At 44.8% G+C, this 25,815-nt stretch carries 23 protein-coding genes; 12 read left to right on the forward strand and 11 right to left on the reverse strand.

Annotated features, from left to right (window positions below; genetic code table 11):
• Positions 1-214 precede the first annotated feature (214 nt).
• Together ISR87_11400 and ISR87_11405 are read left to right on the forward strand one after the other, a co-directional pair.
• Positions 215-859 (forward strand): hypothetical protein, encoded by a 645-nt coding sequence (locus tag ISR87_11400; GenBank protein ID MBL7026053.1) that lies wholly within the window; start codon positions 215-217, stop codon positions 857-859.
• Between the two features lie 5 nt (positions 860-864).
• Positions 865-1,701: a glycosyltransferase gene (locus tag ISR87_11405; GenBank protein ID MBL7026054.1), complete on the forward strand. Its 837-nt coding sequence runs from the start codon at positions 865-867 to the stop codon at positions 1,699-1,701.
• 27 nt (positions 1,702-1,728) lie between these two features.
• On the opposite strand, the gene ISR87_11410 is transcribed toward ISR87_11405, so the two are convergent.
• Complete coding sequence (locus ISR87_11410) at positions 1,729-2,526, reverse strand: metallophosphoesterase family protein (protein MBL7026055.1); 798 nt, start codon at positions 2,524-2,526, stop codon at positions 1,729-1,731.
• A gap of 240 nt (positions 2,527-2,766) precedes the next feature.
• Here ISR87_11410 and ISR87_11415 point away from each other — a divergent pair, with 240 nt between their 5' ends.
• The 3 genes from ISR87_11415 (at position 2,767) to ISR87_11425 (ending at position 7,168) form a co-directional block, all read left to right on the forward strand.
• Positions 2,767-3,816 (forward strand): tetratricopeptide repeat protein, encoded by a 1,050-nt coding sequence (locus ISR87_11415; GenBank protein ID MBL7026056.1) that lies wholly within the window; start codon positions 2,767-2,769, stop codon positions 3,814-3,816.
• A 244-nt stretch (positions 3,817-4,060) separates the two neighbouring features.
• Entirely contained in the window at positions 4,061-4,633 is a 573-nt protein-coding gene (locus ISR87_11420; protein MBL7026057.1) for a hypothetical protein, read from the forward strand.
• Between the two features lie 48 nt (positions 4,634-4,681).
• Complete coding sequence (locus ISR87_11425; GenBank protein MBL7026058.1) at positions 4,682-7,168, forward strand: hypothetical protein; 2,487 nt, start codon at positions 4,682-4,684, stop codon at positions 7,166-7,168.
• On the opposite strand, the gene ISR87_11430 is transcribed toward ISR87_11425, so the two are convergent.
• The 6 genes from ISR87_11430 to mgtE all read right to left on the reverse strand — a co-directional run bounded on the left by ISR87_11430 (position 7,169) and on the right by mgtE (position 13,947).
• A complete protein-coding gene (locus tag ISR87_11430; GenBank protein ID MBL7026059.1) occupies positions 7,169-8,293 on the reverse strand; it encodes an AI-2E family transporter in 1,125 nt (374 codons plus the stop codon).
• Positions 8,286-8,840, reverse strand: a complete 555-nt coding sequence (locus ISR87_11435; GenBank protein ID MBL7026060.1) for a cyclic nucleotide-binding domain-containing protein — start codon at positions 8,838-8,840, stop codon at positions 8,286-8,288. Before ISR87_11435 ends, ISR87_11430 begins: the two co-directional genes overlap by 8 nt.
• A 30-nt stretch (positions 8,841-8,870) precedes the next feature.
• The gene (locus ISR87_11440) at positions 8,871-10,550 is read right to left on the reverse strand and encodes a dockerin type I repeat-containing protein (protein MBL7026061.1); all 1,680 of its coding nucleotides are present in this window, start codon (positions 10,548-10,550) and stop codon (positions 8,871-8,873) included.
• Between the two features lie 159 nt (positions 10,551-10,709).
• Positions 10,710-11,471 carry a DUF3108 domain-containing protein gene (locus ISR87_11445; GenBank protein MBL7026062.1) on the reverse strand — a complete coding sequence of 254 codons (762 nt, stop codon included), beginning with the start codon at positions 11,469-11,471 and terminating at the stop codon, positions 10,710-10,712.
• Entirely contained in the window at positions 11,468-12,502 is a 1,035-nt protein-coding gene (locus tag ISR87_11450) for a glycosyltransferase (GenBank protein MBL7026063.1), read from the reverse strand. Before ISR87_11450 ends, ISR87_11445 begins: the two co-directional genes overlap by 4 nt.
• A gap of 71 nt (positions 12,503-12,573) precedes the next feature.
• A complete protein-coding gene (gene mgtE / locus ISR87_11455; GenBank protein ID MBL7026064.1) occupies positions 12,574-13,947 on the reverse strand; it encodes a magnesium transporter in 1,374 nt (457 codons plus the stop codon).
• 190 nt (positions 13,948-14,137) lie between these two features.
• Between mgtE and ISR87_11460 the strand changes: the two genes are divergently transcribed.
• From ISR87_11460 to ISR87_11490, 7 genes are all read left to right on the forward strand, one after another.
• The gene (locus ISR87_11460; protein ID MBL7026065.1) at positions 14,138-15,292 is read left to right on the forward strand and encodes a cysteine desulfurase; all 1,155 of its coding nucleotides are present in this window, start codon (positions 14,138-14,140) and stop codon (positions 15,290-15,292) included.
• Positions 15,292-16,395 carry a tRNA 2-thiouridine(34) synthase MnmA gene (gene mnmA, locus ISR87_11465; protein MBL7026066.1) on the forward strand — a complete coding sequence of 368 codons (1,104 nt, stop codon included), beginning with the start codon at positions 15,292-15,294 and terminating at the stop codon, positions 16,393-16,395. The genes ISR87_11460 and mnmA overlap by 1 nt, the downstream gene beginning before the upstream one ends.
• A 71-nt stretch (positions 16,396-16,466) precedes the next feature.
• On the forward strand, positions 16,467-17,213 hold the full coding sequence (locus tag ISR87_11470; GenBank protein MBL7026067.1) for an NTP transferase domain-containing protein: 747 nt from the start codon (positions 16,467-16,469) through the stop codon (positions 17,211-17,213).
• A gap of 3 nt (positions 17,214-17,216) precedes the next feature.
• Complete coding sequence (locus tag ISR87_11475; protein ID MBL7026068.1) at positions 17,217-17,720, forward strand: hypothetical protein; 504 nt, start codon at positions 17,217-17,219, stop codon at positions 17,718-17,720.
• 6 nt (positions 17,721-17,726) lie between these two features.
• The gene (locus tag ISR87_11480; protein ID MBL7026069.1) at positions 17,727-18,293 is read left to right on the forward strand and encodes a LytR C-terminal domain-containing protein; all 567 of its coding nucleotides are present in this window, start codon (positions 17,727-17,729) and stop codon (positions 18,291-18,293) included.
• A 58-nt stretch (positions 18,294-18,351) separates the two neighbouring features.
• Positions 18,352-18,753 carry a ribosome silencing factor gene (gene rsfS, locus ISR87_11485; GenBank protein MBL7026070.1) on the forward strand — a complete coding sequence of 134 codons (402 nt, stop codon included), beginning with the start codon at positions 18,352-18,354 and terminating at the stop codon, positions 18,751-18,753.
• A gap of 19 nt (positions 18,754-18,772) precedes the next feature.
• Positions 18,773-20,404 carry an arginine--tRNA ligase gene (locus ISR87_11490; protein MBL7026071.1) on the forward strand — a complete coding sequence of 544 codons (1,632 nt, stop codon included), beginning with the start codon at positions 18,773-18,775 and terminating at the stop codon, positions 20,402-20,404.
• Between the two features lie 2 nt (positions 20,405-20,406).
• On the opposite strand, the gene ISR87_11495 is transcribed toward ISR87_11490, so the two are convergent.
• From ISR87_11495 to ISR87_11510, 4 genes are all read right to left on the reverse strand, one after another.
• A complete protein-coding gene (locus ISR87_11495) occupies positions 20,407-20,871 on the reverse strand; it encodes a ferritin family protein (protein MBL7026072.1) in 465 nt (154 codons plus the stop codon).
• Positions 20,868-22,325, reverse strand: a complete 1,458-nt coding sequence (gene gltA / locus ISR87_11500) for an NADPH-dependent glutamate synthase (GenBank protein ID MBL7026073.1) — start codon at positions 22,323-22,325, stop codon at positions 20,868-20,870. Before gltA ends, ISR87_11495 begins: the two co-directional genes overlap by 4 nt.
• A 2-nt stretch (positions 22,326-22,327) precedes the next feature.
• On the reverse strand, positions 22,328-23,194 hold the full coding sequence (locus ISR87_11505) for a sulfide/dihydroorotate dehydrogenase-like FAD/NAD-binding protein (protein ID MBL7026074.1): 867 nt from the start codon (positions 23,192-23,194) through the stop codon (positions 22,328-22,330).
• Positions 23,195-23,360: 166 nt separating this feature from the next.
• On the reverse strand, positions 23,361-25,811 hold the full coding sequence (locus tag ISR87_11510; protein MBL7026075.1) for a carbohydrate binding family 9 domain-containing protein: 2,451 nt from the start codon (positions 25,809-25,811) through the stop codon (positions 23,361-23,363).
• Positions 25,812-25,815 lie beyond the last annotated feature (4 nt).

The following is a 25,815-nucleotide window of genomic DNA, read 5'->3' on the forward strand; positions in this document are numbered from 1 at the left end:
TTACTTGCTTTGATTTTGAAGGAGGGTTTTTTATCTTTGCGCATCTTCACCTCGTAGGTGTGTTATGATTATTTTTTAAGACATTATAATTTAACACGCTTACGAGGTTTTTTATTATTCTAAATCGGAATCAGGGTCAATCGGATTATTCAATCATCTATCGTATCCATAAACGATTTTCGGCAGATAGTGTATTTACAGTGAGAATTAATTTATGGATTCAGCGGGCTGGCTACTAGATTTCAGCATGCAGATATTATTAGCCCACGCCCTGAGATCAGAGGCTGGATCAATCAGACAGCACTTCCCCCTGGCAAAACTTATAAGTCGTGAAAATGGTCAACAGCTGATACGCCTGGATAAGAATCTACATTTACTCAGAACGGGGATGGGTTTAGAATTGAGCGAGACTGCCATGGTTGCTCATGTGGATCCTGACAAATATGATTTGATTATTCATTTTGGTGTTAGTGGATCTTTAACCAGAAAGTTGCCTTTGCTGCAAATCATCCAGGGCACAAAATTTTCCTGCGCGGATAGACCTGACCTTAATATTTCTCCCCCAGATATAATGGGTGATACCAGTATTCAAGAGGTATCATTCTACTCCAGCGCCAAAGCCATTACTGATGAAATTATGAGGGAATCAGCCAGATCTACAGGTGCACTGGCAGTTGATATGGAATCTTATTCGGTTGCTCTCTTCTGTGAGAGGTACAACATACCTCTCCTGGCGATCCGTTGTATCTCGGACCGAGCGGGTATCTCCACTCCAGAAGATTTTAAAAAGCACTATGGCAGGGCATCACAAGCGCTTCAGGAATTTCTCTTGCAGAAAATCCTGTTAAATCTGCCCTGAATCTCATGAACATTTCAGTCATCATTCCCACTTATAATAGAGCCTCTACACTTGAGCGAGCAATTCAATCTGTCCTGGATCAAACCTTCCCAGCCCTGGAAATAGTTGTGGTCGATGATGCATCAACAGACCACACCCCTGAAATTCTGGAAAAATATTCTGACAGGATAAAGGTCATCACCAATGGCGATAACAGCGGAGTCTCCTTTGCCAGAAATGCTGGCATTCAAGTCGCACGGGGTGACTGGATAGCTTTCCTGGACTCAGATGATGAATGGAGCCCTGCAAAACTTGAGCACCAAAAGCAGTTTCATGATGCTCACCCCACCTTATTAATCAGTCAGATTGATGAAATCTGGATTCGCAACGGTGTCAGGGTTAATCCCATGTCTAAACACAAAAAGATAGGCGGGTGGATTTTTGAGGCCTGCATTCCTCTGTGTATCGTGAGTCCCAGCGCAGTGATCATTCACAAACGCGTATTCGAATACATCGGTTTATTTGATGTCAATTTCCTGGCCTGTGAAGATTATGATCTCTGGCTAAGAATTGCCCTCCACTATGAGATTGGCTTCCTTGATGAAAAATTGGTGACCCGCTACGGAGGTCACGAGGACCAATTGAGCAGAAAGTACTGGGGTATGGACAGATTCAGGATTACTGCAATGGAGAAACACGTGGATAGTGATATTGATCCTGCCTGGAAGAGAACTTTATTGGAGGAGCTGCATTTCAAGTGTGGTGTGGTTGCTGCAGGTGCAAAAAAAAGGAACAACCAGGAATCAGCTATTCTCTATCTTGAGAAGCAAAAGCGTATCCAATCAAGATTGAATTCTGATTGATTCTACCTACCCAATTGTAACAAATATTTATTCTACCAGGTCGTTTCTAATACTGGCATACTTCAGGGTTGAGTGAAGATTCCTATAGAAAGGGGGTTGTATCTTGTTCATGTGCTCAATGGCTGCTTCATAATCGTATTCGAAGCGATTGACTTCCCAATATGCTAAGCCATTTTCTAATTTAAGAAATGCTACCACACCACGTTTGTCCTCATCAAAAGGTAGACCTGTTGAACCAGGACAGAATACCCGCAAATTGCCGAAATGGTCATGGCGGGGGATGTGGGTGTGTCCGTGAGTGAACACAAAAGTTTTAGCCTCTTTGTGTTTTGATTGCTCGTGATCACGCCACTTTTTGGCCTCATCCAGGCTGGGTGGTGAATCATCACGACCAAACCAGGCATGGGTGAATTCCGCATACACGCCATTAATATTCACAAAATGGGACATTTTCATGTTGCGGATAAAATCTTTTCCCTCAGAGCCTAATTGATCAGCTGTCCATTTTTCATTCGCCACAATGTCAATACAGACGGGATCATCTGGATCCATACCCTCTATGGTGGGTCGTTCGTATTCCCAGATTCGCTCTACCAGGTAGCGATCATGATTCCCTCGAATAAATATGGGATCGGGGAGGGTCTGGAGCTTTTCAAGGACTTCTGCCGGTGCAGAGCCAAGTGAGAAATTGTCCCCCAAACAAATAATCCTATCAATATCTGAATGATCCTCAATCAGCCGAACTGCCTCATCAAGGGCATGAATATTGCCATGAATATCAGTGATTATAGCGAATGTGGTAGCTTTTCCATCGCCATTAGGCATGAATTAGACCCTCAATTCGAGTATGATGAAAATTATAGTACGTGCTGGCTCCTTAATATCGAGGGATAAATATCTCTATTAGGACAGCAAATTCCAACTGCTTTTAAAGGAGGAGGACATATATCAAATTAATGATTCAGGCCTTTTGAAATGGTTGCCTTCGGTGGGACAGACGAATATATTTGCGCCTGCATGAAACCGGCATCCAAAATAAGCACTATATCTATACAAGGAGATTCAATGAAACAATCAAGAAACCTAATGATCTGGGTTGTGGGGCTCTTGCTGCTGACGATTCTGGGATGTGATTCCACAGATATGACCTCAGCCAAAGTTTACCTGCAACAAAAAAACTATGAAAAAGCAGAAGAAATGCTGCTGGCTGCTACTGACAAAGAGCCAATGAATTCAGAACCCTCATACTTGCTGGCTACGGAGATTTATTCTCGTACCAAAGATTGGGGCAAAGTCTCTGAATTCCTGACCAAGTCAGCCTCAATCGATGTCAAATTTGCTGATAAGATCAAATTAGCCCGTGAAAAATACTGGGTTGACAATTTCAACTATGGTGCCAAAGGCTATAATGCCCTCATCAAAGGTGAGGCCAAAGATGAAGCTGAACTTTATACCTCCACCGAAAAAGCTTTTCTGGATTGTATTCTATTGAACCCAGAAAAACCCGAAGCATATAGCACACTTGCTCAAGTCTATCTCTTTAAAGAAGAGTTTGAAAAAGGCAAGGAGTACATGGTTCTTTCAGTAGATAAGAATCCTAAGGACATTACTTCTTTGGTTAACCTGGGTCTGGTTTATTTCCGTGAAAAAGATTATGATAATGCTCTGGTATTTATGAAGCGTGCCCTTGAGGTAGATCCTTCAAACCTGAATGCCATCAAGCAAATCGCCTTTGTTTATGATGCCCGGGGTGAGAAAGAAAAAGCCGCAGCAGCTTATCTGAACGCCATTGAAATGGATCCAAACAGTACTGATCTTCATTACAATCTTGGTGTTCTTTATTTCCAGCAGGAAAAATGGCAAGATGCTGCAGATGAATTCATCAAAGTTGCTGAAATTAACCCCACAGAGGTTGACGGATTATTCAATGCTGGTCTTGCATTTGGTCGTCTGAAAAACTTCAAGGACGCTGAGAAGTATCTTGTCCTAGCATATGAGCTGACACCAGAAAGTCTGGATGTGGTTCATGAGCTGAAAATGACCCTATACCAATTGTATGGTACCAATGACAAGAGATTCAAAGAAATGGATAAGATCGAGAAAAGTCTTAAATAGTTCTTAATCTCATCAATGTTTAAAACCCCGCTAAACGCGGGGTTTTTTATTTCTCGAGTATACGGCAAGGGTCTACTGACCCCACAAAAAATATACGGCAAGCATAGATTCAACATACAAGAGCGCACATGCCAAGGGTCTACTGACCCCACAAAAAACCCCTGAGAGGCGGGGTTTTTTGTTTCATCTCCACCCACTCGCTTTATTTTCGGGCACACTTCAATCCAAATGAAAGGATCTAATTATGCGTCACCTCTTAATATTTGCCCTGTCCCTTTTCCTTGCAGTCTCGCTTAGTGCTAAGAAAAAGGGGGCTCCACCCATGACCTCCGGTGCACCTGGGGATAGAACCTGCCATACCAGTAAATGTCATGCCGGGAATGATTTAAACTCCGGTGAGGCTGAAATTTCCATTCAAGGCCTCCCCAAGGTTTACAAACCCAATGAGATTTACGATATCACCCTCAGCCTGCAACAGAAGGGTGCTAAAACCTTCGGTTTTATTGCTACTGTAGCCGATGAAGATGGGAACGCTCAAGGGACTCTGGTTTCATTAAAACACCAGCCCACCCAACTCATTGATGACTCGAAAACCAAGTCGCGCACCTCCCGTCGTTATATTTCTCACACTGAACCTGGCATCAAAGCTTCAGAAAAAGGGGAATCACAGAGCTGGACCTTCCAGTGGCAGGCTCCTGCTGAGGCAGCATCAAGCTCATCCTTCTATTTTGCCTTTAATGCTGGTAATGGGAACAAGAAAAAAACCGGGGATTATATTTATACCCGCGAGGTGACTGTCGCCCCTGAAAAAAAATAAATGGGTCTTTTTCAATGAAAGCCGAATCCAAGGATTCGGCTTTTTTATTTGTCCATCAAAGCTAATTTCATGGACATGATTCGTGATTTACTCAGGAGGATTACACAAGCGGGGCTTATTGTCACTACGTTGCTTTATGGTCAAGAAATTCCCATCATTTCTCCCCATTTGCTCCCCTTCCCTGGCATCAAGACAGGTTTGTCTTACTTCTCCCTGAAACCTACCCAGAATATGGAAGTCACTCCTGTCCCCGGGGGCTGGACCATCGCTGATACAATGCGCGGTGTGCTTGCGTCAGTAGATTTAGAACTATTACGCTACAGATGGTGGGATCATTTTCAGCCGGAATCAAAATTTGACGCCTACTCCAGCTTGCATTATTCCATCAGGAATCAGATCGGTACCACCAATCTTCCCTCAGCATATCCTACTACTCTAGAATTGAATGGAACAACCCTGTCCGGGTTCGACATGAACATGCTGATTCGTGGCTTTTCCATAGGTAATTATTTTACTTATGGTTACAGTCGGAGAGGAAGTTTACATGCTCAAATTGGTTTGGGACTTTCGCATCTCAGTCTGTACAAAAACTCAAGTGGTGTTCGTGTTCTGGAGTCAAATGGCTACCATATCAATTTTGGGCTGGGATGGAGGGCGACCCTTTTTGGTCGAATGGGAAAACGATTCCGGATTGGGGTAGATCTGGGTTATACCCTGGAAGACTTTAATCTGGCCGATCAGGAAGAATCCTTGAAACTACCAGGTGGTGGAACCGGTGAAGTCTCACCCATTCAATCCCTTTCCCTTGGTACACCAGATTTGAATGTAACTTTGGAATTTGGTGAAGCACTCTTTGGGGCATATACGCCATTTCGTGACCCCTACAGATTGGGTTTGCTCAATATAAGTGCCGGGGTAAGTCTCCTGAATTTTAAAACGGGTGTCTCCATACAGTATGACTCTTCAGGAACCGAGCTGAGCATTCCCGCTGTATCCGCCATCAGTCAAAACTATGATCTTCAAATCTTTAAATACAACTGGCCCTTTCACTTTATTCGTCAAGCCAATGTTGATGTTTTTAGCGGACTAGGTGTACGCTTCTGGAAAATGACCTTGCCAACATCACTCCCCTCTGGATGGGCAAGCAGCCTAACAGATGGCAGCGCTACCTTCAATAATTTGCAATTTTCACCCCGAGTTTATGATATTTACCTGGATCACGAAATCATCTATCCATTTGGACCAAAGTTTTACACAAGAGTTCGAGGCGGGACAGGGTTTGCATCCATGACTCTGTACGAGAACAAAGTTTTAGACAGATTAATCGATGCTACGGCCTTCACCTGGCATATAGGTACTGGTGCCGGCTATACCATCAAAGGAGATGGGAGTTCAAGGGTTTCCTTTGGCGTGAATCTGGATTATGTGCATCAAGCCTTTGAGATTGACATGAATGCATCAAATCTTTCAGCTGTTGATCCAAATGAAGTCATTCCCATTAAATATATTGATCTCAGTCAGCCTGTTGTCTCATTGAATATTGGTCTGATATTTGGTGGATACCCCAATGCCGCCATGAAAGCCTTCAAAGCGTTTAAGGACAAACACTATGCAAGCTCCCTAGAAACCATGCAGGAGCTTCTGCAATTCACGCCAAATCATCACAACAAGAATGCAGTGCTGCTTCAAAAACAAATGGTGGAGGATTCACTGGTCACGAAGTACTATCGGGATGTCCGCACGATTCTTTCACAGGGGAAAATTGGAGATGCTCACTCCCTCATTCAACAAGGTGAAAAACCACCTGGGGAAGCAGCCGAGAGAGCTGTCCTGGAAATGAAAGTAGAGATAGCAGACCGAGCCTTAGAGGGTGTTGCCGTGGCGTTGAAGATGTTGGACTACGAACTCGCCGAGGATCTCATTCTACTGGCCCTTAAAAGTGACCCCTCTTCTTACTCAATTGCCAAAGTTCTCCTGGCACGATCCTATATCATTAGGGCCACCGTTTTGTATCAATCAGGAGTCTATGGTCGAAGTCTATATTGGCTCAAACAAGCTGACGGGCTCACTGACCGCTATGAAATGGTAACAGCCGATCTGCGTCAGAAGATTGGAGATGGACGCCTTGACGATGCCAATGAGGGCATCTTGAAAGAAGACCGCAAAATGGTGTACGAATCCATGAAGGACGCGAAGAGTCTTAATCCAGTGCTCTCTGATATTGTTGATGTACATTTAAAAGACCTGGAACAGGCCATCAAATATGCTGACGAGCAAAAGATCGCTCCCATGAAGCGCATGGCCCTTGACAATTTGATGGATGATGTTGAAAACCTGAATCCTGAGAATTTTACGCCCAAGCTGGGTATGAAGGGATCACTTATCGTTCGATATATCGGTCCCCCTGAGCGAAGGTTCAAAGAAGGTGAGTATGAGCTCTTCGTCTATCCAAAATCTGAATCCATGGAGATTTGGTTGTATCTAAAACAGGGCAGTGTTGAGAAAGTGGAATATCAGAACAAACAAAAGAAGTAACTAAATCAAGTGGTGTCCTTTTAATCCCTGATATACTTCTTGAATAATGACTTTTGAAATGCCCCAGGCTGGAACCGCCAGAAACATCCCCAAAACCCCTACTTGAGATCCAACCAGAATAAGTAAAATCACAGTAAGTGGATGCATTTCCATTGATCCTGAGACGACGATAGGTGAGATAATATTATTGTCGATCATTTGTACGACAAGGAACATGACAATGATATGAATAATATAGTAGAAATGTGAAGCAGCGATTGGATCACCAAGGTTATTAAACAAACTGACAATGATGGCTGGCACCATGCCCATAAATGGTCCCACAAAGGGAATCATGTTGGCCATACCAGCAATGGTACTAATGAGCAGAACCCCTGAAATATTGGTATCAAAAATCCCATTTAATAGACTAAGACCGATAAAGGACTGAATGGCCACACCCAGAGCAGCCAACAATTGGCCACGCAGAAAATTGGTTAATTGCTTCTTTGTTTTATAAGTAATGTTCAATGACATTTCAAAATATTGATTAGGGACCATTCCTATCAACTGCTTGGTCATCCGCTTCCCATCCACGAGAAAAAACATGGTTATGATCAGGATAAAAATGATAGTAGCCAGGGTGTCCAAAGCTCCCGCAAGAATGGAACCGAGTTGGCTGAAGAATTGGGAAGAAAGGCTGGAAATGAGATCTAAATCCAATTGAAACCCAGGGATATATTCTGCAATCCTGGTGTTTATATCACCCATTAAAGAATCCAGGGATTCTGTTGCCGAGTTCTGCTGGATGACATCTTTTATGCGACTTATTTCTGTGAGCAAGGTTGGTATCCCCTTAACCACACCCAGCACTACCATGCCAATTATCCCGCCAAACATTAGCAAGGTGCCATATAAACGCCTTATTCCAGAGGATTCCATACGATCAACCATAGGGTTGAAAACAGCCGTCAGGATGGCTGCAATGACTATGAGAAATAGAGCATCAACAACCAATGGGAAAGCTTTATACGCACCCGCTAAAACCAGAACTAGAAAAAAGAAGTAGACCAGGGTCTTGAAGAGACTCTGGTGAAATAATCGCACCGACTGAGGTGCGATGGTTACAGAATCGTGGTTACTCATTTGCCCCAGACTCCAAGGCGGATTCAAGTTTTCTGGACACTTTGACTAACTCGCCATTGGTGCTCCGTAATCGAACAGCCAAAACTTCAGAAAGTGCCAGAAGTATCTTGCCGCCCAAGGCTGGTTTTGTCCTCAGAATATCCATAAGATCGGGACGGTAAAAACCGATTATTGTGCTGTTCTCCAGGGCAGTAGCTGCCGCAGTTCTGGGAGATGCATCGAGTAGCGCGATTTCCCCAAAGAAATCACCATCACCCAGTTTAGAAAGTTCTTTAGGAGCTTGCTGAGGAATGTCTAAAAAGATGCCAACACTCCCCTCAATGATGATGTACATGCCGCTCCCGGGATCACCCTGTTTAAAAACAGGCTCCCCTGGGGCAAAATTGCGAATATGCACGGCGTTCTCCACAATCTTTATCTCCTGCCACGATAAACGACTGAATACATTGACTTGAGAAAGGGCCATTTGCGCCTGACTTCGATTAGGCTTCAATTTATTTTTAAAGCTCTCAAATAATGGATAGGAGATATTTGCCTTCTCTTTCATGAGTCACCTCGAAATAGTCGCTCAGTTATGCTATTGGATGATATTGTCTACCAGGGTAATCACATCCTGAATATTGGATTGACCATCATCATTAACATCAGCCGCACATAGTTCAACATCGTTGGGTGGAAAACCATTCCCTAGAATAATGGCCACAAGACGAACCAGATCAGAAACATCAAGATTGCTATCATCGTTGATGTCACCTGGATCACATTCCGCCAGTGAATTCAATTCAATGGTATAACTGGCTCCATAAGTCGTCCCTGTCAGTTGAGTGACAACGGGAATCAAGGCGGCCATTGAGGCATCCCTGACATCCAATACGATGGAGCCATTGTTACTAGCATCCAAATCGATGGATCCCCAATCAACGGTGTTATCATCCTGGCGAATAGCCCACATTGCGGACATTTCCACACCATCCTGACCGTCAAAATCGATTTCCAGACCCAGTTGACCAGATGTATTCAAACGAATCATTTTGCATCCAAGGTTTTCAATCCCGGTCACACTTGATGATACGGGATAGCTATTATGCGTAAAGGCCAGGGTGGCTGTTGGATATCCATTCACACCAGCTTCATCATAACCAAACTGACTAACGCCACCGGTAACAACAGCCCGGGATCCTGTAAAAAAATTCCAGACAACATACTCACTAAAAGCCTCTGGGAAGGAGCTGCCATATTGGGATAATGCCTGTGCATAACTGTTCATGACGTTCTGGCTGGTGTGGGTTTGACGCCAATTCCAGAAATATTCGAGGATAGGGGCAACCACATAGGAATTGTCATCAAATCTCTGGTGCATGAAATCTTCCCAGGCATAATCTTCATATGAACCTGTTCCAGATGTGCCATGATTCAACCCCCAGTGTGGGTGAGAGTAAGGGTCGCCATAGCCCATAAAATTAAGCATGGAATCATTGACATAATCGTAGACAAACTCTTCAGCCCAGGTAGCATCCAGCTCTACCCAGCCACCTTCTGACCAGTTGGATTCTGAGCGCTGGCTGGCATGTTTAAATTCGTGGGCACACGTGACCTTCATGGCACCTTTGACATTGCCTTCTGGGTCCTGATTTGCTCCAAAACCAATATAACTATTGTGGAGGACCAGGCGGGTCAGCTCAGATCCATCCACTGCACTGGTGGTGCAGTACCCATAGGCACCCATACTTTCAAAGGAAACATTGTAAAAGCCATCGCCACCGACATGATTTGGACCGGCAAAACCTGCACTATCCACTTCTTGAGCCCAGGTGTAATCCAGATAGTCTGCAGCCCACTCCACATAATCGGGAACACCACTGCCATCAGCATCAGCCGACGGAACGGCTCCTGTACCAGTAGTTGCATAGTTAAATGAGAAATGTCCCCCAGGACTGAAAAAGGTTTCTCTCAGCCCATCAGTTCTGGGCAGCAAGAGATCTTCGATGATATTAATGGTACTTTCAGCCAAATCAGGTTGCATGGCCTCATATTGAATCAAAATGGGGGTGCCACATTTAATGAGTTGTGTCTGATCTTCCCTGAAGCGGGCATCCAGGCGTTCAGGTGCTAAAAACAAATATACCTTATTCAGGATGAGTTCATCCTGGGTCAATTCACCGCGATCAAATGCTTCATCCATAGCGGTGATGGTGGTTGAGGCAAGCAGATTTCCTGTGATCAGTAATGAGAGAGTAATTAACAATCTATTTATCATTCGAAGCTCCTAAATAATGCTCAAATTAGAACTGCAAGATAACCTGACTCGATGTGAAGTCAAAATGTTTGAGATCACGAAAGATTGACAACCACTCCTTTTTGAGCTCATAAGTATTCCCAAATTGATCAATCAGTTTTTCCAGGGGAAGCATAGGTTCTATTTTTTGAGGCGTTCCAGAACGACTGCCTTGGGGAATTTACCAAACTGGGCTTTGCTATAGCTGCCATCTCCTTCAACCCAGAGTATAAATCGTGTGCCCTCTCTGGCTATGACATCCATGAGGATATCATTTTCAACCATGACCCTCTCCCCCTCAACATACTGGAGATCAGTCTGAATTAACACCTGGGTGCCAGACAGATTTATTCGGGGATGGGGATGGGGATGGGTGGCAGTATAGCGGGTGGCGGTGGCATTCCATATTTCACCATCAATAAAAACCTTGATATCTACAGGGAAGAAGGCAGGATCATGTGCCTTGGACGCCAGAAAATGTGTGGCTGAAAATACGGTAAACGCACCCTCAGGAAATGGTCTACCTTCCCCATTTGAATATATGGCATGGGTACCATTCGCTGATCGATTTGCTTCCAGAAAGAAATTCTTGGAGCCCTCGGAGACCTTTTTGGACCAGGACAGGGGTTCATAGCTGTCTTTATCAAAATGAACCCGGTAAATATTATGAATATGGTGAAAGTAGGCGATAAATGGTTTGAGCTGGTTGTCATAGGTGATCTGAACCGTGCTATCCAGGTCTTCCCAGGTTAAGGTCATATCCAGAAGGGCAATGCCCATATATGAAGCCTCATAAGGGATGACAGTTTTCTCACCTGCTAAGCTACCCGAATTGAGACCAGTCATGAACAGAGTGACCATGAGAAAGCGGGTGAATTGGCTCACAATGCAGATGCTTCTCATTTCCAGGGCACCTTACCGACTAACCCTGAGATTCCCATGACAGGGATGTAAAATGGCTGGATGATGAACCAGAGGAGAAAGACCCCTATATCAGCCAATCGATCCATTTTTTTGAGGCCAATCAAAAGAATGGCAATTTCAACACAAAATTTTATCCCAACAACCAGGAGAAACAGAGGAGATATCTGCAGACTCAATATTTGTAATAGCAGTGCTGTGTTTAAAACAAAGGCTGATGCTAGAAATACAAAGAATAGTGGGTCCTTGCGATGAAGTCCTCGTGAATCAGACGCCCAACGTTTTCTCTGACGATAAAAAGCGTATACAGATTCCGCTGGGGAGGTCGTCACAAAGCTTTTGGGATTCCAGGAAAATTTTGCTGTGAGACCTTTGAGCTTTCCAATCTTCTGGACAAGATAAAAGTCATCGCCAATGCTCTGGTCTGGATCTCCAGTGAATCCACCAATAGCAGTAAAATGCTTCCGTTTGAAAGCCAGGTTCTGTCCTGACCCGCTCCACGGTTTCCCATGCTGCATCATACCAGCGTTGGTCATCATAATTCCCAGGAAATCCAGGGCCTGATAAATGGCAAAAATGGATCTATTTCTGACGCTGGAGAAACCTACAACGATTCCTGTATCCTCATCGAACTCTGACACCAGAGCGCTTATCCAATCAGGACCCATCCGACAGTCGGCATCTGTCTCTATGAGTATGTCTGCAGTTGTGTTCTTAATGCACTGGGTGAGCGCATTCTTCTTGCCCGTCATCTCTGAAGACGCTTCTAAAATCCGAACAGGAGTAAATTGAGGATGTGCCTTGCTGAACTTATGAATGATACCCCAGGTATCATCGTTTGACCGATCATCAGCAATAATAAATGAATGCGCCCCAGCATAATTTTGAGCAAGGAGATCAGCAAGGAGGTCAGGAAGATTGTGTGCTTCGTTGCGAGCAGCTACAATGACAGCCACCTCCGGTAAATTCTTATTAGGAGGTGTCGATCTGGCTTTCCGTAGACCCAGGATCATAATCACTACAAATGTGAAGTAAGGAATGGCTCCGAGAATTAGCAGAAAACCGATAAAGGGGAGCATTGATTTTAGAGTATAAAATATCCAGCAACGATGAAATAAACGGCGACACCCAGGATATCAACGCTGGTTGTGACAAAGGGACCCGTTGCCACGGCTGGGTCCAGATTCATCCTGTGCAGCAGAACCGGTACGAGGGAACCCACAAAAGCAGCTGTAGCCATAGAAAGAATGATACCCAGTCCCACGGTTATGCCTAATTCAACTGATGTCATAACGCCAACATCCATATAACCAATCATGCCAAGCAAATAGCCCGCAAAACCCAAGAGCACTCCATATAGACCTCCTAGAAGAAAGCCAACGCGTAGCTCTTTAAGAACCAGAGTTAGAGCATTGGCGGTTGAAACACGACCAGTTGCAATCCCACGAACGATAATAGTAGCCGTCTGAGTTCCCACATTACCTGCCATACCAATAATGATGGGAAGAAATGCCATGAGAGCCAACACCTGTCCCAGTGTTTCCTCATACGTGGTAATGATGCTGGCCACCAGCAGGCCACCCATCCAACTGGCAAAAAGCCAGGGCACACGCGTCTTGGCATTGGAAAAGGTACTTTTCATGAGGATGTCCCGGTCACGACCGGCACCCGCCATCTGGAGAAAATCTTCTGTGGCTTCTTCGCGGATGACATCAATAACATCATCAACGGTAATAATACCCATGAGTTTATTCTCGTCGTCCACCACGGGAACCGCAAGGATATTGTAGCGAGAAACAATCTGGGCCACTTCTTCCTGATCCGTCATGGGTTTCACGGAATGGACGCGGGTGATCATCATTTCGCTCAATTTTTTCTTTGGTTTAGAAGTGATCAGATCACGTAAGGATATGACACCAACCAGATGCTGACGATCATCCACGACATACAGGTAGAAAACCATTTCCTGTTCGTCTTGATTCTGAATTGATGCAATAGCGTCACCTACCGTGATATCTTCATGGAGGGCAAAAACATCTGGAATCATCAAGCCACCAGCTGAGTTCTCAGGATACGCCATGAGCGTTTCCATCTCTTCCGACTCACTGGATTTCAGACGATTCAGAATATCTTCTGCCAATTCCTCAGGGAGTAATTGTAGAATATCAGCCTCATCATCAGGCGATAGGGCTTTCATCAGGTGCATGGTTTTTTCGATGGGCAGTTCTGAAATCAGCTCTACAATGAGGTGTTCGTCCATTTCGGACAAAACCGCTGCAGCATGATCCACATTAGCAATGGTCAGGAAGGCTTCATTTCGTTCTTCAGGAGTGATATGACGAAAAATGAGAGCCAGTTCGGCAGCGTGCATCTTGGCCAGCATGTTTTCAAGATTGCTCTTGGCGTGCCGACGAAGCAGGCGTCTTACCGTGTCAATATGTAGGTGTAGATCTTTCATTTCAGTGCTTTGAAATTAAGCGGGATTAAAGCTTAGAGAAGCAGGAAAACGAGGATTGAAGAATTCTTGCTCCCGCTCTCCAACACTAAACAAATCCACGTATACACGGCTTTGGAAGTCCAAAAGGCCTTCAATTGTCACCCAATCATTCTTTATTCCCTCAGGCCCCCCTTTCAACTATGTTCAGACGATGAAAAGAAGTGACACCATATATCTTGATCATGCCTCCGGGACCAATCTCCTGCCAGAAGTCAAAAGCGGTATCCTGGCTTGGCTTGAATCAGGAATGACCAATCCGTCCAGCATACATCAGGAAGGTCGCCGCTCGGCAGCAGGCCTGGATGAAGCCCGAACGCGTATAGCAGGGGTACTGGGCTGCAAACCCGGCGAGATTCTGTTTACTTCAGGAGGCACCGAATCCAACAACCTGGCTATTCTGGGTGCTGCAGAAGCACTGCAGGAGAAAGGTCGTCATATCATCACCTGTGCAACTGAACATCCCTCGGTTTTAGAAAGCTTTAAAACGCTTGAGAAGCGTGGGTTTCACGTCACTTATCTTAACTGTGACAGCAACGGAGATGTTGATGCTGAAGCATTCAGGTCCAGCATTACTGATGACACCATTCTGGCCAGTTTTATGTGGGTAAACAATGAAACTGGACTTACGCATCCCATTGAAACACTGGCTCAAATTGCTGGGGAGCATCATGTAAAATTTCATTGTGATGCGGTACAGGCTTTTGGTCATATCCCACTACAAATAGAAAACTCAGGAATAGACTCCCTGGCTCTTTCAGGTCACAAACTGGGAGCCCTGGCAGGTATAGGTGCCCTATATCTGAGAAAAGGACATGCCCTTTCACGTAGGAGTTTCGGTGGAAGTCAGGAGCAGAATGTCCGAGCGGGCACCCAGAATCATATAGGTGCCATGGCGCTGGCCATTTCAATGGACTACCATGCGGCTCATCTTGAAACACTTGAAAAGAAATATTCAGTTTTATCGGACCATCTTCAGAATCAACTGAAAGCAATGCCGGGGATCCAGATCAACCGTCATGGTAAGCAATACTCACCCAATATATTGAGCTGCTCATTTAAAAATGTTGACGGTGAAGCGCTTTTTATCAGACTGGATATGAAAAATATAGCTGTGTCAAATGGGGCTGCCTGCAGTTCCGGCTCGCAGGCACCATCTCATGTGTTGACCGCCCTGGGATTTGATGAGGAGTTAGCCCAGGCCAGCTTGCGCATTTCAATGGGCATAGAGACAACTAAACAAGAAATAGATGACTTCTGCAGGGAACTCCAGCAGATCGTCACTTCAATAAATAGAGATTCAGAATAATGGAACCAAAGAATAAAAAAGTCGTCATCGCCATGAGCGGCGGCGTGGATAGCTCCCTGGCAGCCAGGTTGCTGGTGGATCAAGGGTATGATGTCATGGGTGTCACCATGAAATTATGGGGTTATATCGATAGTGGTGGACGCCCCACACACGATAGCAACTGCTGTTCTCTGGATGATATTAACAATGCCAAAGCAGAGTGCGCTGCGTTAGGTATTCCTCACTATACACTGGATATGTCAGCTGAATTCAAGGAAATTGTGATTCAGAATTTTGTCTCTGAATACAAGGCTGGCAGAACCCCTAATCCATGCATTATTTGTAACACAGAAATTAAGTGGCATGCACTTCTAAATAAGTTGGATGACCTGGGTGTCCAGTACCTGGCAACGGGACACTATGCCAGAAAAGTAAAACATGAAGCTTCTGGAAAATGGGTCGTAGGTCGCGGCAAAGATCAAATTAAAGATCAATCATATGTACTCTGGGGTATTCGCCCTGAGGAGCTTGATCGAACTCTTTTTCCTCTGGGAGATCTGTCCAAACAAGAAGTTCGCGTCCAAGCAGCCAAAGCAGATATGCGGACAGCCGATACACCGGAAAGCATGGAAATCTGTTTTGTCCCGGACAACGACTATAGACGTTTCCTTACAGAACAGTATCCAGAGGTTATTGAGGCAGCACCCCGGGGTGATTTTGTCAACTCCAACGGTGAGGTTATTGGTGAGCATCAGGGGATTCACAACTACACGGTGGGTCAGCGTAAAGGTTTAGGGTTGGCTACTGGGGAACGCATTTTCGTCAATAAAATTGATGTGGAGACAAACACGGTTCATGTGGGGAGTAAGGCAGATGCTGAAGCAAGCAGATTTACAGTAAATTCATGCAACTGGCTCATTCCTGAAGCATTTATTTTTAATCAAGAACTAGATGTCCAGATTCGATATAATCATGCTGCCAAACCAGCTATGGTTTTACCCATTTCTAAAGATGAAGTGCAAGTCATCTTTGAAACACCTGAAAATGCTATTACTCCTGGACAATCCGCTGTCTTTTTCCAGGGTGATGCCGTGGTGGGTGGCGGGATCATAAATTCAGTTTAACTATTGAAATCCGTACCACTTCAGTGTAAGTCTCTTAACTTGAAGCAGCAAAAAATTGAATGGAAACGAAGATGTCTCAACAATTAGCAGTGGTGATCATGGCAGCGGGTAAAGGTACCCGTATGAAACGTGATGATATCCCCAAGGTCTGCAATCTCGTTTTAGGAAAACCCCTTATTCAATATGTTGTGGATCAGGCCAAAAGTTTATCAGCTTCGAAAATCATCTGCATTGTTGGGCATAAACAGGAAATTGTGCGGCAAGCCTTGAAAGATGAACCTGTTCTTTTTGCAGAACAACTGGAACAACTGGGTACCGGTCATGCCGTCCTTCAAACTGCAGAACTTCTGGATGGATTTGATGGAGATGTCATCGTTTTATCTGGAGATGTCCCCCTGTTAAAAGGGAGCACGCTCCGCGCCTTACTTTCAAAACATCATGAAGGCAACTTTGTCGCTACTGTACTTACTGCCATGGCAGAAAATCCTACTGGATATGGACGTGTCGTTCGAACCCCTGAAGATTACTTCGATCAGGTTGTGGAACACAAGGATGCTACTGAAGATCAGCTAAGCATCAACGAAATTAATTCTGGCATTTATGTTTTTGATAGTCAAAAACTCTTCTCTGAATTGAGCAAAGTGGGGAATAGCAACGCCCAGGGCGAATATTACCTGCCGGATGTCCTCCCCCTTCTTCAAAAAGAAGGTGCAAAGGTAGGTGTTGAAATCTGCGAAACTTTTTCTGAAATTCAGGGTATCAACACTGTAGACGAATTAAAAACAGTGGAAGCGAAGATTTTAGTCTCGCAGGAGTGACACATGAACGTTGTTAGAAGACCCATTATTGCTACCCTATTTATGATATTTCTCATTTTACCCCACCTGGTTCAGGCTCAATTCAAAGCCGAAGTTCCAAATATTCCCGGGCTGAATACTCGAGGTGTGGGTGGACCAACCTCATTCTTTGGAATCGATCTGGACAAGATCAATTTTCAGCACAGTTATTCAATGCAGGTGTCTTCCTTTGGCAATGATGCTGTGGCTATGGGTCTACTGAAAACCAGTTTTGAGTATGTCATTAATCCACAAGTAAGTTTCCAGGGTTCTGTAGGACTCATGCACTCCCCCTTTTCAAGCGTTACTCCCATGGGTGAGCAATATTCATTTCTAAATGGTTTCAGTGCGGATAACATTTTTTATAGCGGTGAAGTCACCTATAAGCCCAAAGAGAATGTGACATTTCAGATTGGGTTCAGCAGAATGCCTGCAAACACTTACAATCAATTTTATTCACCCTACCCTTACAGTCGATTGGGATACTAATTTTTCATGGCAAAAGTTCTTAACAGCAAATCTTCCAAACAGTCCAGACGAGCAACCAAAAAAAATCGCAAAAAAAGACCAGCCCAATCAGCAGACATGCTGGTAAATGTGCTCATGCTGGCACTTTCGGTGCTGGTACTGACGTTTATCTGGTCCTTCTGGAATCGTCACACCAACAATCGAAATGTTGCTGAAGAGATGCGCTATTATGCGGAAATCCCTGAAGAAGCCACGCCTGAAACCTTGATTGCCAAGCAAAAATACACCAAGGTCAGTGTTGAAATCCTTAATGGCTGCGGTATCGGTGGTGTGGCGGCAATGTTTAAAGACATCGTGCATGCAAAAACATTTGATGTGTTGAACACGGAAAATGCAGCTCATTTCCACTACGACAATACCCTCATTATTGCCAGGACTGACAACATAGATGCTGCTTTTAAACTCGCAGAAGAATTAGGGATCAGTCGAGAATATGTCAGTAAAGACCCCGATGCCAGTCTCTCCGTGGATATCACCATGATAATCGGTCACGACTATAAGTCGGTCCCTGCCTATAAAGAGAAAAAGTCGTAAGTATTGCCCTTGTGCGTCTTAGCCCAGCCCTCCCTAAATAAAAAAAATGAAATGATCTATGGCTGATAATTACTCAGATTCAAAAAAACTTGCTCTTGAGATTGGCGAACTCGCCCTTCAGAAGAAAGCAAATCGTGTCAAAATACTGGATGTTCACAAAATCACCTCCATGACTGATTTTTTTGTGATCTGTTCTGGTAACTCAGATGTTCAGGTCAAGGCTATCACCGATCACATTGTAGATGAGATTGCTGAAGTTGAACGCCCCTTTAATCGTGAGGGCTATGATTCCCGCGAATGGATTCTTCTGGATTACATCAATGTTGTCGTCCATGTTTTTCATGAAGCGAGTCGTGATTTTTATGATCTTGAACGCCTCTGGATTGATGCGGAAATCACGGAACTCATCGAAGATGAAAATGCACCTGGTGCTGAAACGCCTTTGTTTGATAATCTATAAGAATTGATTGAACCCAAATATGTTTGAATATTTAACGAAGCAGCTGACTGCCAGGTTAGAGCAATTGGCATGGCCCGCGGATCGGCTACAGCTATCACGACCGAAAAAGGCTGAGAATGGGGATTGGGCCTGTAACATTGCCCTGGCCCTGGCCCGTGATTTAAAACGGGCACCCATGCAGATCGCGGAAGAACTGATGGATGGCTTGGTATTGGATCCCAGTATTGTTGAAAAATTCGAAATTTTAAACCCCGGTTTTATAAATTTTTTCCAATCGCCTGAATATCTCACTGCTCAAGTATGGAATATTCTCAAAGAAAAAGATGAATATGGTAAGGGTGACTTTGGAAGTGGTAAAACGGCGCAGGTAGAATTCGTTAGTGCCAACCCCACTGGTCCGCTTACCGTTGGACATGGTCGGCAAACCGTTTTGGGGGACACCCTGGCCAATATCCTGACCTGGTCCGGATATACCGTCACCCGTGAATACTATTTTAACAATGCAGGTCGTCAAATGCGTCTGCTTGGCGAATCCCTGAAGGCACGCTATCTGGAACTGAAGGGTGAGGCTATCACCTTACCTGATGGTGGCTACGAGGGAGCCTATCTCATCGATGTCGCCAAAGACCTCATGTCAGTACAACCTGGTTTGACCGCTGATGATGAAATAGAAATTTTTAAGTCCTTCGCTGAAAAATCGATTTTTGCCATTATCAAATCCAGTCTGGAGCGAATTGGTGTGGTCCACGATGTCTTCTACAACGAAAAATCACTGTATGAGGCAGGAAAAATTGATGAGGTACTGGATATCCTCCGTGAGAAGGGCTTGCTCTATGACAAGGATGGGGCGGTCTGGTTTAAAACAAGCGAATTGGGAATAGAACAAGATCGTGTACTGGTGAAATCAAGTGGAGAACCGACCTATCGTTTACCTGATATTGCCTATCATCGTGAAAAAGTTGCCCGGGGCTTTGATCTGGTGGTTGACATTTTTGGAGCTGATCATATCGATGCCTATCCCGATGTACTCTCAGCACTCAAAGTGATGGGCTTGAAGCATGAACACATCCAGGTGGTGATCCATCAATTTGTAACCCTTCTGCGCTCCGGTGAAGTTGTCAAAATGTCCACCCGAAAAGCAAATTTTGTGACGCTGGATGAGCTTATTGATGAAGTGGGTGCTGATGTGGTCCGTTATTTCTATATCATGCGCAGTGCTTCCAGTCACCTCAACTTTGATCTCGATCTGGCCAAACGTCAGACAGAAGAAAACCCCGTTTTTTATCTACAATACGCCTATGCTAGAATTTCCAGCATTTTTAGGCGTGCCCAGGAGAGGGGTCTGGCTTCTGATACTGAGAATGCGGATTTATCGCTACTGAACGAGGAGTTTACTGTCGCCCTGATAAATAAGACGCTCGAATTTCCTGAAGTCATTGATCATTGTCGTCGTGCCCTGGAGGTACACCACTTACCGAGTTACCTCTCCGAACTGGCCACAGCCTTACATAAATTTTATACAGAGTATAAGGTGATTGATCTGGAACAGCCCGAGCTATCCAAAGCCAGGCTGGCTCTACTTGAAGCCGTGCAGATCACATTGAGAAATGGTTTGAGTATATTGGGGATCACAGCCCCCGAACAGATGTAAAATTACCCCTCTTGCAGAAACTCGTTTTCATATTCTGTTTCAAGATCATGTTTGTGACGCAGTTCTTCGTCAGCCATCATCTGAAAAAAGGTGTTCAACTTTTTATCGAAGTGGAAATGGTCAGCTAAATCCTGATACATGCGTGCTGTTTTATCTTCACGCTTGGCAGCCAGGATGATGATCTCCTGGGTCGTCATGTTGTCCTTCAACTCAGGCTCCATGAGATAATCCGTAACCTTTAGATCTGCTGGGGGCAGTTCGATGTAATTTTCAATTTCAAAGTTTCGTAATGAGACTTTGTGGGCTGTTTCCATGTCGACCAGCTCTTGAAATTTCTGGCGAGAACTTTCATCCCTGGCCTGATCTCTGGCAAGGGTATAAAGATCGATGGCCTGTTGTTCCTGGCTAATACACATTTCAACAATATCATCCATATCCATTGAACTGATTTGATCTTTTAGGCTCATGCTTGACTCCCTACCTTGGCTTTCAAGTATTCATTAATAGCTATGGCTGATTTCCGGCCGGCACCCATGGCTAAAATAACAGTGGCGCCACCACTAACAATATCACCTCCTGCAAACACACCCTCCATGGAGGTTCTACCATCTTCATCGGCAACAATGTTGCCCCATTTGTTGGTTTCGATTTCCGGAGTTGTTTGCGAAATAAGAGGATTTGATCCATTTCCCACGGCGATGACTACCATATCTACATCCATGGTGAATTCTGAACCTTCCATGGGTACTGGGCGACGACGACCGGACTCATCCGGTTCACCAAGCTCCATACGAAGACATTTAGCTGCGACCACACTCCCCTGATCATCGCTGATAAATTCAATGGGGTTGACCAGATTCATGAATTTAACACCTTCTTCTTTGGCGTGGTGAATCTCTTCATTTCTGGCAGGCATTTCCTCTTCAGAACGACGATAAACAATTGAAGCTTCATCTGCGCCGAGACGCTTGGCAGTTCTAACAGCATCCATGGCTGTATTACCACCGCCAACGATGATGGCATGTTTCGCACGATATAGCGGCGTGTCCCATTCAGGAAATTCATAACCGCGCATGAGGTTGGAGCGGGTCAGAAATTCATTGGCTGAGTAGACACCGTTCAGGTTCTCGCCGGGAATATTCATAAAGCGTGGCAGGCCTGCACCCAAACCCAGGAAGACTGCATCATACCCCTCATCTGCCATGAGTTCTTGAATGGTCATGGTGCGCCCCACGATAAAATTCTTCACAAATTTCACTCCCATGGCTTCCAGGGTGGCGACTTCTGTACGCAGGATGGCCTTGGGGAGGCGAAATTCCGGTATACCATATACCAGCACACCACCGAACTCATGCAAGGCTTCAAAAACGGTCACTTCATGGCCTTCCTTGATGAGATCACTCGCCACAGCTAAACCAGCAGGTCCGGACCCCACAATGGCAACTTTTTGTCCAGAAGAAGTTGGTTTATCGAAAGTCTCTTCTGTGCCGTTACCATGCTGCATGGCATAGTCTGCAACAAATCTCTCGAGTCGTCCGATAGCAACCGGTTCAAAGCGTTTCCCCATGACACAAACTTCTTCACATTGGGTTTCCTGGGGGCAAACGCGACCACATATGGCAGGGAGTGAGTTGTCTTCCTTAATCTTCTTAGCAGCACCAACGAAATCTTCATTACAGATTAATTGAATGAAATCTGGAATCTTGATGCTGACCGGGCAACCGTCCATACAGGTGGGACTCTTACATTCGATACAGCGCTGTGCTTCCAGGACTGCCTGTTCAGGGGAAAGACCCAGATTGACTTCAAGAAAATTTGTGCTGCGGAGACCGGCATCCTGTTCTGGCATTTCCTGCCGAGGGATGATCATACGTTCCTTCATGGGAACAGTATTAAATGATTGAGGACGTTCGCGTTTCATGATCAGACCTCCTCTTTCATTTGTTCGGCTTTCATTTTTTTCATCTGTCTTTCCAGGAAGCACCTATGAGATTCTTCTTCCTGCTTCTTGTACATTCTCTGACGGCTACCCAATTCTTTAAAATCGACTTGATGTCCATCAAATTCAGGTCCATCCACACAAACAAAGACTGTCTTACCACCAACTGTCGCTCGGCAAGCGCCACACATCCCGGTTCCATCAACCATGATGGCATTCAAGCTGACCATGGTGGGGATGCCAATTTCTTTGGTCTGATTGGACACAGCAGCCATCATTGGGAGTGGTCCAATGGCCACGATCATATCAGGTTTGATGCCCTCATCCATGAGATCCTGAAGCACATCTGTTACCAGACCATGACGACCAGCTGAGCCATCGTCAGTGGAGATTCTGACTTCATCTACCACTTCAGACATTTGATCCTGGGCGATAATGAGATCTTTATTCCGAGCACCGATGATTGAAATCACTCTATTGCCAGCGGCTTTTCCAGCAGCAGCTATGGGGAGTGCTTCTGCAGTCCCAACGCCGCCACTCATGCAAACCAGGGTACCCCAATTTTCGATGTGGGTAGGCAGACCCAGGGGGCCAACCAAATCTTGTAGATAGTCACCTGATTCCAAGGTATTCAAATGAGCACTGGTTTTACCCAGGCCCTGAACAATAATGTTGATCCAACCTTCTTCGGTATTTGAATCAGCGATGGTAATAGGAATGCGCTCACCCTTATCGTGGACACGCAAAATAATAAATTGACCGGCCTGACGTTTTTTGGCAATGTGGGGAGCTTCAAGAATGAAACTTTTCACATTGGGTGCAATGAATTCAGCTTTAATAATCTTATACATTTCTCACTCCTGGTTTCGATCCATGCTTAAGGCAAGCTTTGTGCCATATTATGTATTCTGGATAGCCGAATTTTTGATTGAGAACTGAATCTGTGGAATGAGCATCAATAAAGAGGGGTACCCAATAGTTGAGTACCCCTCTGTTTATCAATTGTATGTGAGCTTATTATTTTAGGCGATGTCTAAGTGCCCAGGAGTCAACATAGTATAATAGTTTAAGAGAAATACTATTGCTCTGATCCTGATTCCATACATCCTGAAGATCCTCGAAGTAATTTTTCTCCAGATCCTCAGTATCTCCATCTGAGTAGATGGCATTCTTCCAGGCCAGGGTTAATTCGCTTCCAGGTGCAAAACGCCAGGTCATAACTGCATCAATGGTCAGTGCATTAAATGCCGTATTGAGGTCACCCGAAAAACTGCTGGGGGACAAATTTCCATCGTCCATGAGATCGAAGAATTCTTTGTATTCCACAGTGGAGCGGTAGTGGCGAAAACGGATATCAGATTCCAGATTTCTACTAACGATATATTGAGTATAAATGGTATTGGTGGTGGTGATGTGATCCCGTTTCCCAAAGATTGGGTCATCATTGGCATCAAAATCAGCAAATCCATGATTGTTTGAACGGTAATGCTTTTCAAACCCATACTGGATCATGAACTGGTTATTGATCCTCCACCTGGGATCTAAACCCCCACCCCGCCACTGGCTTCCACGGCGTGTTACCGCTGAAATCCCTGCCCAACCACTCATAGAAAAGGGTTTGGTGTAGTTTGATGCTAGCCATAAATGGGTATCAAATCCCTTGGGCGTCGTAAAATAGCGATCATCTACCCGGGTTTCGTAATAATCATGTCCTTCTCGTGGGTTCCAGGCTGCTCCACCTCCCATGGAGTAGTAGTTCTTGAAGGTCATATTATAATCTGCCCGAATACCAAGATGGGTATAGACCCGTGGATTGAAAAGTTGTGCGTAAAAACCACTGATTTCTATCCTGGCATCATTCACTTTCCACACTGGATTGATGGTTTGAAGTTCCACCCAGGCATATTGCTCCACCTCATTGGCTTGTCGCAGAAATCCCAAATCATTGGGATTGTAAAATTCGCTCTCTACTGCATAGCCCACACCATATTTGGCAACACCTTGTACTTCAGACACCCTCACAAAATAATGATGTCCAGTTGAATTGCTGTCAGGATAGCTCAAATAACTGAAAGCTCCTGAAGATTGAAACCGCCATTTTGAATCGCTGGTGTAAAGCCGTGTCTCATATCCTGTAACATTGGCATTATTGAAATCCTTGGTGGAGTCATCCCCTGAAAATCGTAACACATTCGAGTTTGTCACACTAAACTCGGATCCATTCTGCAGGTTTTTACTGACTACAATCAAATTATAATTGGTGGCAGGGTTTGTGAGGTACTCTCGTTCACCGCCGAGAGAATCTTCAATGACTGCATGGACTGGAGCAGTGATGGCATTGAAAAAACCAAGACCCAGCCCGTTCACCGTTTGCCCGGTAACCTTGGTAGCATTGATCAATTGAGTAATATCCGGGTTGGCCTTGATAGATTCCCCTTGTTCTAAAATCTCTTCATCAGCCACTTGCCAGTAACGAACAGGCTTGGAACCGACCCGTCGGGAATAGAATAAACCAGCTTTTTGCAGAAGTTGAGTTCCCTCTGTAAAAAAGGGGCGATGTTCATTGTACTGTATTTCAAAGGGGGAAAGATTGAGTTCGATATTATCAGATTGGACCTGTCCAAAATCGGGAATAAGCGTCATATCGAGCGTAAAGCTTTCATTGATCCCATACTGGAGATCCATTCCCCCACGATAGGACGTTGAGGATGCCATGCCACCCTGATCCACAGGATAACGGTCAGAAGAGACAGATGCGTAGGGTGTGAAGGATAGACGTAGTGGTGTTTCCAGATTTTGAATGCCCTTCAATAAACCTACCTGCTGGGCATAATTACCCATTTCCTTATCCAGAAGGGTCCAGGTATACATCTCTCGAGAAGAAGTCCTGTATCTGCCAATGTTGAAGCCCCAGATCTGTATATCCTTGGCTGGGAAACGCATTTGACTAAAAGGGATGGCCATTTCAACTGACCAACCATCGGCATCAATTCTTGCGGCACTTTCCCAAACAGGGTTCCAATTGGAGTCATTGGAATTGGGGGTAGTTTTCCGATCCACCTGGACGCCTGCTGAGGTTACCATAAAGATGAGCTCATTGGCACCATCATTAAAGGGATTGATCCATAGGCCAATCCAGTCGGCAACCACATCATCATCATCTCTTTTTCCCAATTGGGCAGCAATGCTTGAAGGATCTAAATCAAACATTTTGGCGGCCACATAGAAGGTTACATCATCATACAGAATGCGTATCTCTGTTTTAACCGGGGCATGTCCCCCACTCTCTGGTTCAAATCGATAAAAGTCAGTCGCTGGTTCTACGGTTTCCCAGACTGACTCTTCAATCCGACCATCAATGGTAGGGATTTTCGAGGTCTTGGTAGTGAAGACACTCTTTTTCTCTTCTGCGATGGAGGTACTTATAATAAACAATAGGCCCAGTATCAGGGCTTTGATGTATTTCAAATTG

Source organism: Candidatus Neomarinimicrobiota bacterium (assembly GCA_016784545.1).
GTDB lineage: Bacteria > Fidelibacterota > UBA8477 > UBA8477 > JABMPR01 > JABMPR01.

Excerpts from the sequence above, each read along its gene's own strand:
- ISR87_11420 (MBL7026057.1), top strand. The coding sequence starts at position 4,061 with ATGCGTCACCTCTTAATATTTGCCCTGTCCCTTTTCCTTGCAGTCTCG.
- ISR87_11415 (MBL7026056.1), top strand. The coding sequence starts at position 2,767 with ATGAAACAATCAAGAAACCTAATGATCTGGGTTGTGGGGCTCTTGCTG.
- ISR87_11430 (MBL7026059.1), bottom strand. The coding sequence starts at position 8,293 with ATGAGTAACCACGATTCTGTAACCATCGCACCTCAGTCGGTGCGATTA.
- ISR87_11505 (MBL7026074.1), bottom strand. The coding sequence starts at position 23,194 with ATGTATAAGATTATTAAAGCTGAATTCATTGCACCCAATGTGAAAAGT.
- mgtE (MBL7026064.1), bottom strand. The coding sequence starts at position 13,947 with ATGAAAGATCTACACCTACATATTGACACGGTAAGACGCCTGCTTCGT.
- ISR87_11445 (MBL7026062.1), bottom strand. The coding sequence starts at position 11,471 with ATGAGAAGCATCTGCATTGTGAGCCAATTCACCCGCTTTCTCATGGTC.
- ISR87_11495 (MBL7026072.1), bottom strand. The coding sequence starts at position 20,871 with ATGAGCCTAAAAGATCAAATCAGTTCAATGGATATGGATGATATTGTT.
- ISR87_11490 (MBL7026071.1), top strand. The coding sequence starts at position 18,773 with ATGTTTGAATATTTAACGAAGCAGCTGACTGCCAGGTTAGAGCAATTG.
- ISR87_11405 (MBL7026054.1), top strand. The coding sequence starts at position 865 with ATGAACATTTCAGTCATCATTCCCACTTATAATAGAGCCTCTACACTT.
- ISR87_11440 (MBL7026061.1), bottom strand. The coding sequence starts at position 10,550 with ATGATAAATAGATTGTTAATTACTCTCTCATTACTGATCACAGGAAAT.
- ISR87_11475 (MBL7026068.1), top strand. The coding sequence starts at position 17,217 with ATGAACGTTGTTAGAAGACCCATTATTGCTACCCTATTTATGATATTT.
- rsfS (MBL7026070.1), top strand. The coding sequence starts at position 18,352 with ATGGCTGATAATTACTCAGATTCAAAAAAACTTGCTCTTGAGATTGGC.
- ISR87_11450 (MBL7026063.1), bottom strand. The coding sequence starts at position 12,502 with ATGATCCTGGGTCTACGGAAAGCCAGATCGACACCTCCTAATAAGAAT.
- gltA (MBL7026073.1), bottom strand. The coding sequence starts at position 22,325 with ATGAAACGCGAACGTCCTCAATCATTTAATACTGTTCCCATGAAGGAA.
- mnmA (MBL7026066.1), top strand. The coding sequence starts at position 15,292 with ATGGAACCAAAGAATAAAAAAGTCGTCATCGCCATGAGCGGCGGCGTG.
- ISR87_11410 (MBL7026055.1), bottom strand. The coding sequence starts at position 2,526 with ATGCCTAATGGCGATGGAAAAGCTACCACATTCGCTATAATCACTGAT.
- ISR87_11460 (MBL7026065.1), top strand. The coding sequence starts at position 14,138 with ATGAAAAGAAGTGACACCATATATCTTGATCATGCCTCCGGGACCAAT.
- ISR87_11435 (MBL7026060.1), bottom strand. The coding sequence starts at position 8,840 with ATGAAAGAGAAGGCAAATATCTCCTATCCATTATTTGAGAGCTTTAAA.
- ISR87_11400 (MBL7026053.1), top strand. The coding sequence starts at position 215 with ATGGATTCAGCGGGCTGGCTACTAGATTTCAGCATGCAGATATTATTA.
- ISR87_11480 (MBL7026069.1), top strand. The coding sequence starts at position 17,727 with ATGGCAAAAGTTCTTAACAGCAAATCTTCCAAACAGTCCAGACGAGCA.
- ISR87_11470 (MBL7026067.1), top strand. The coding sequence starts at position 16,467 with ATGTCTCAACAATTAGCAGTGGTGATCATGGCAGCGGGTAAAGGTACC.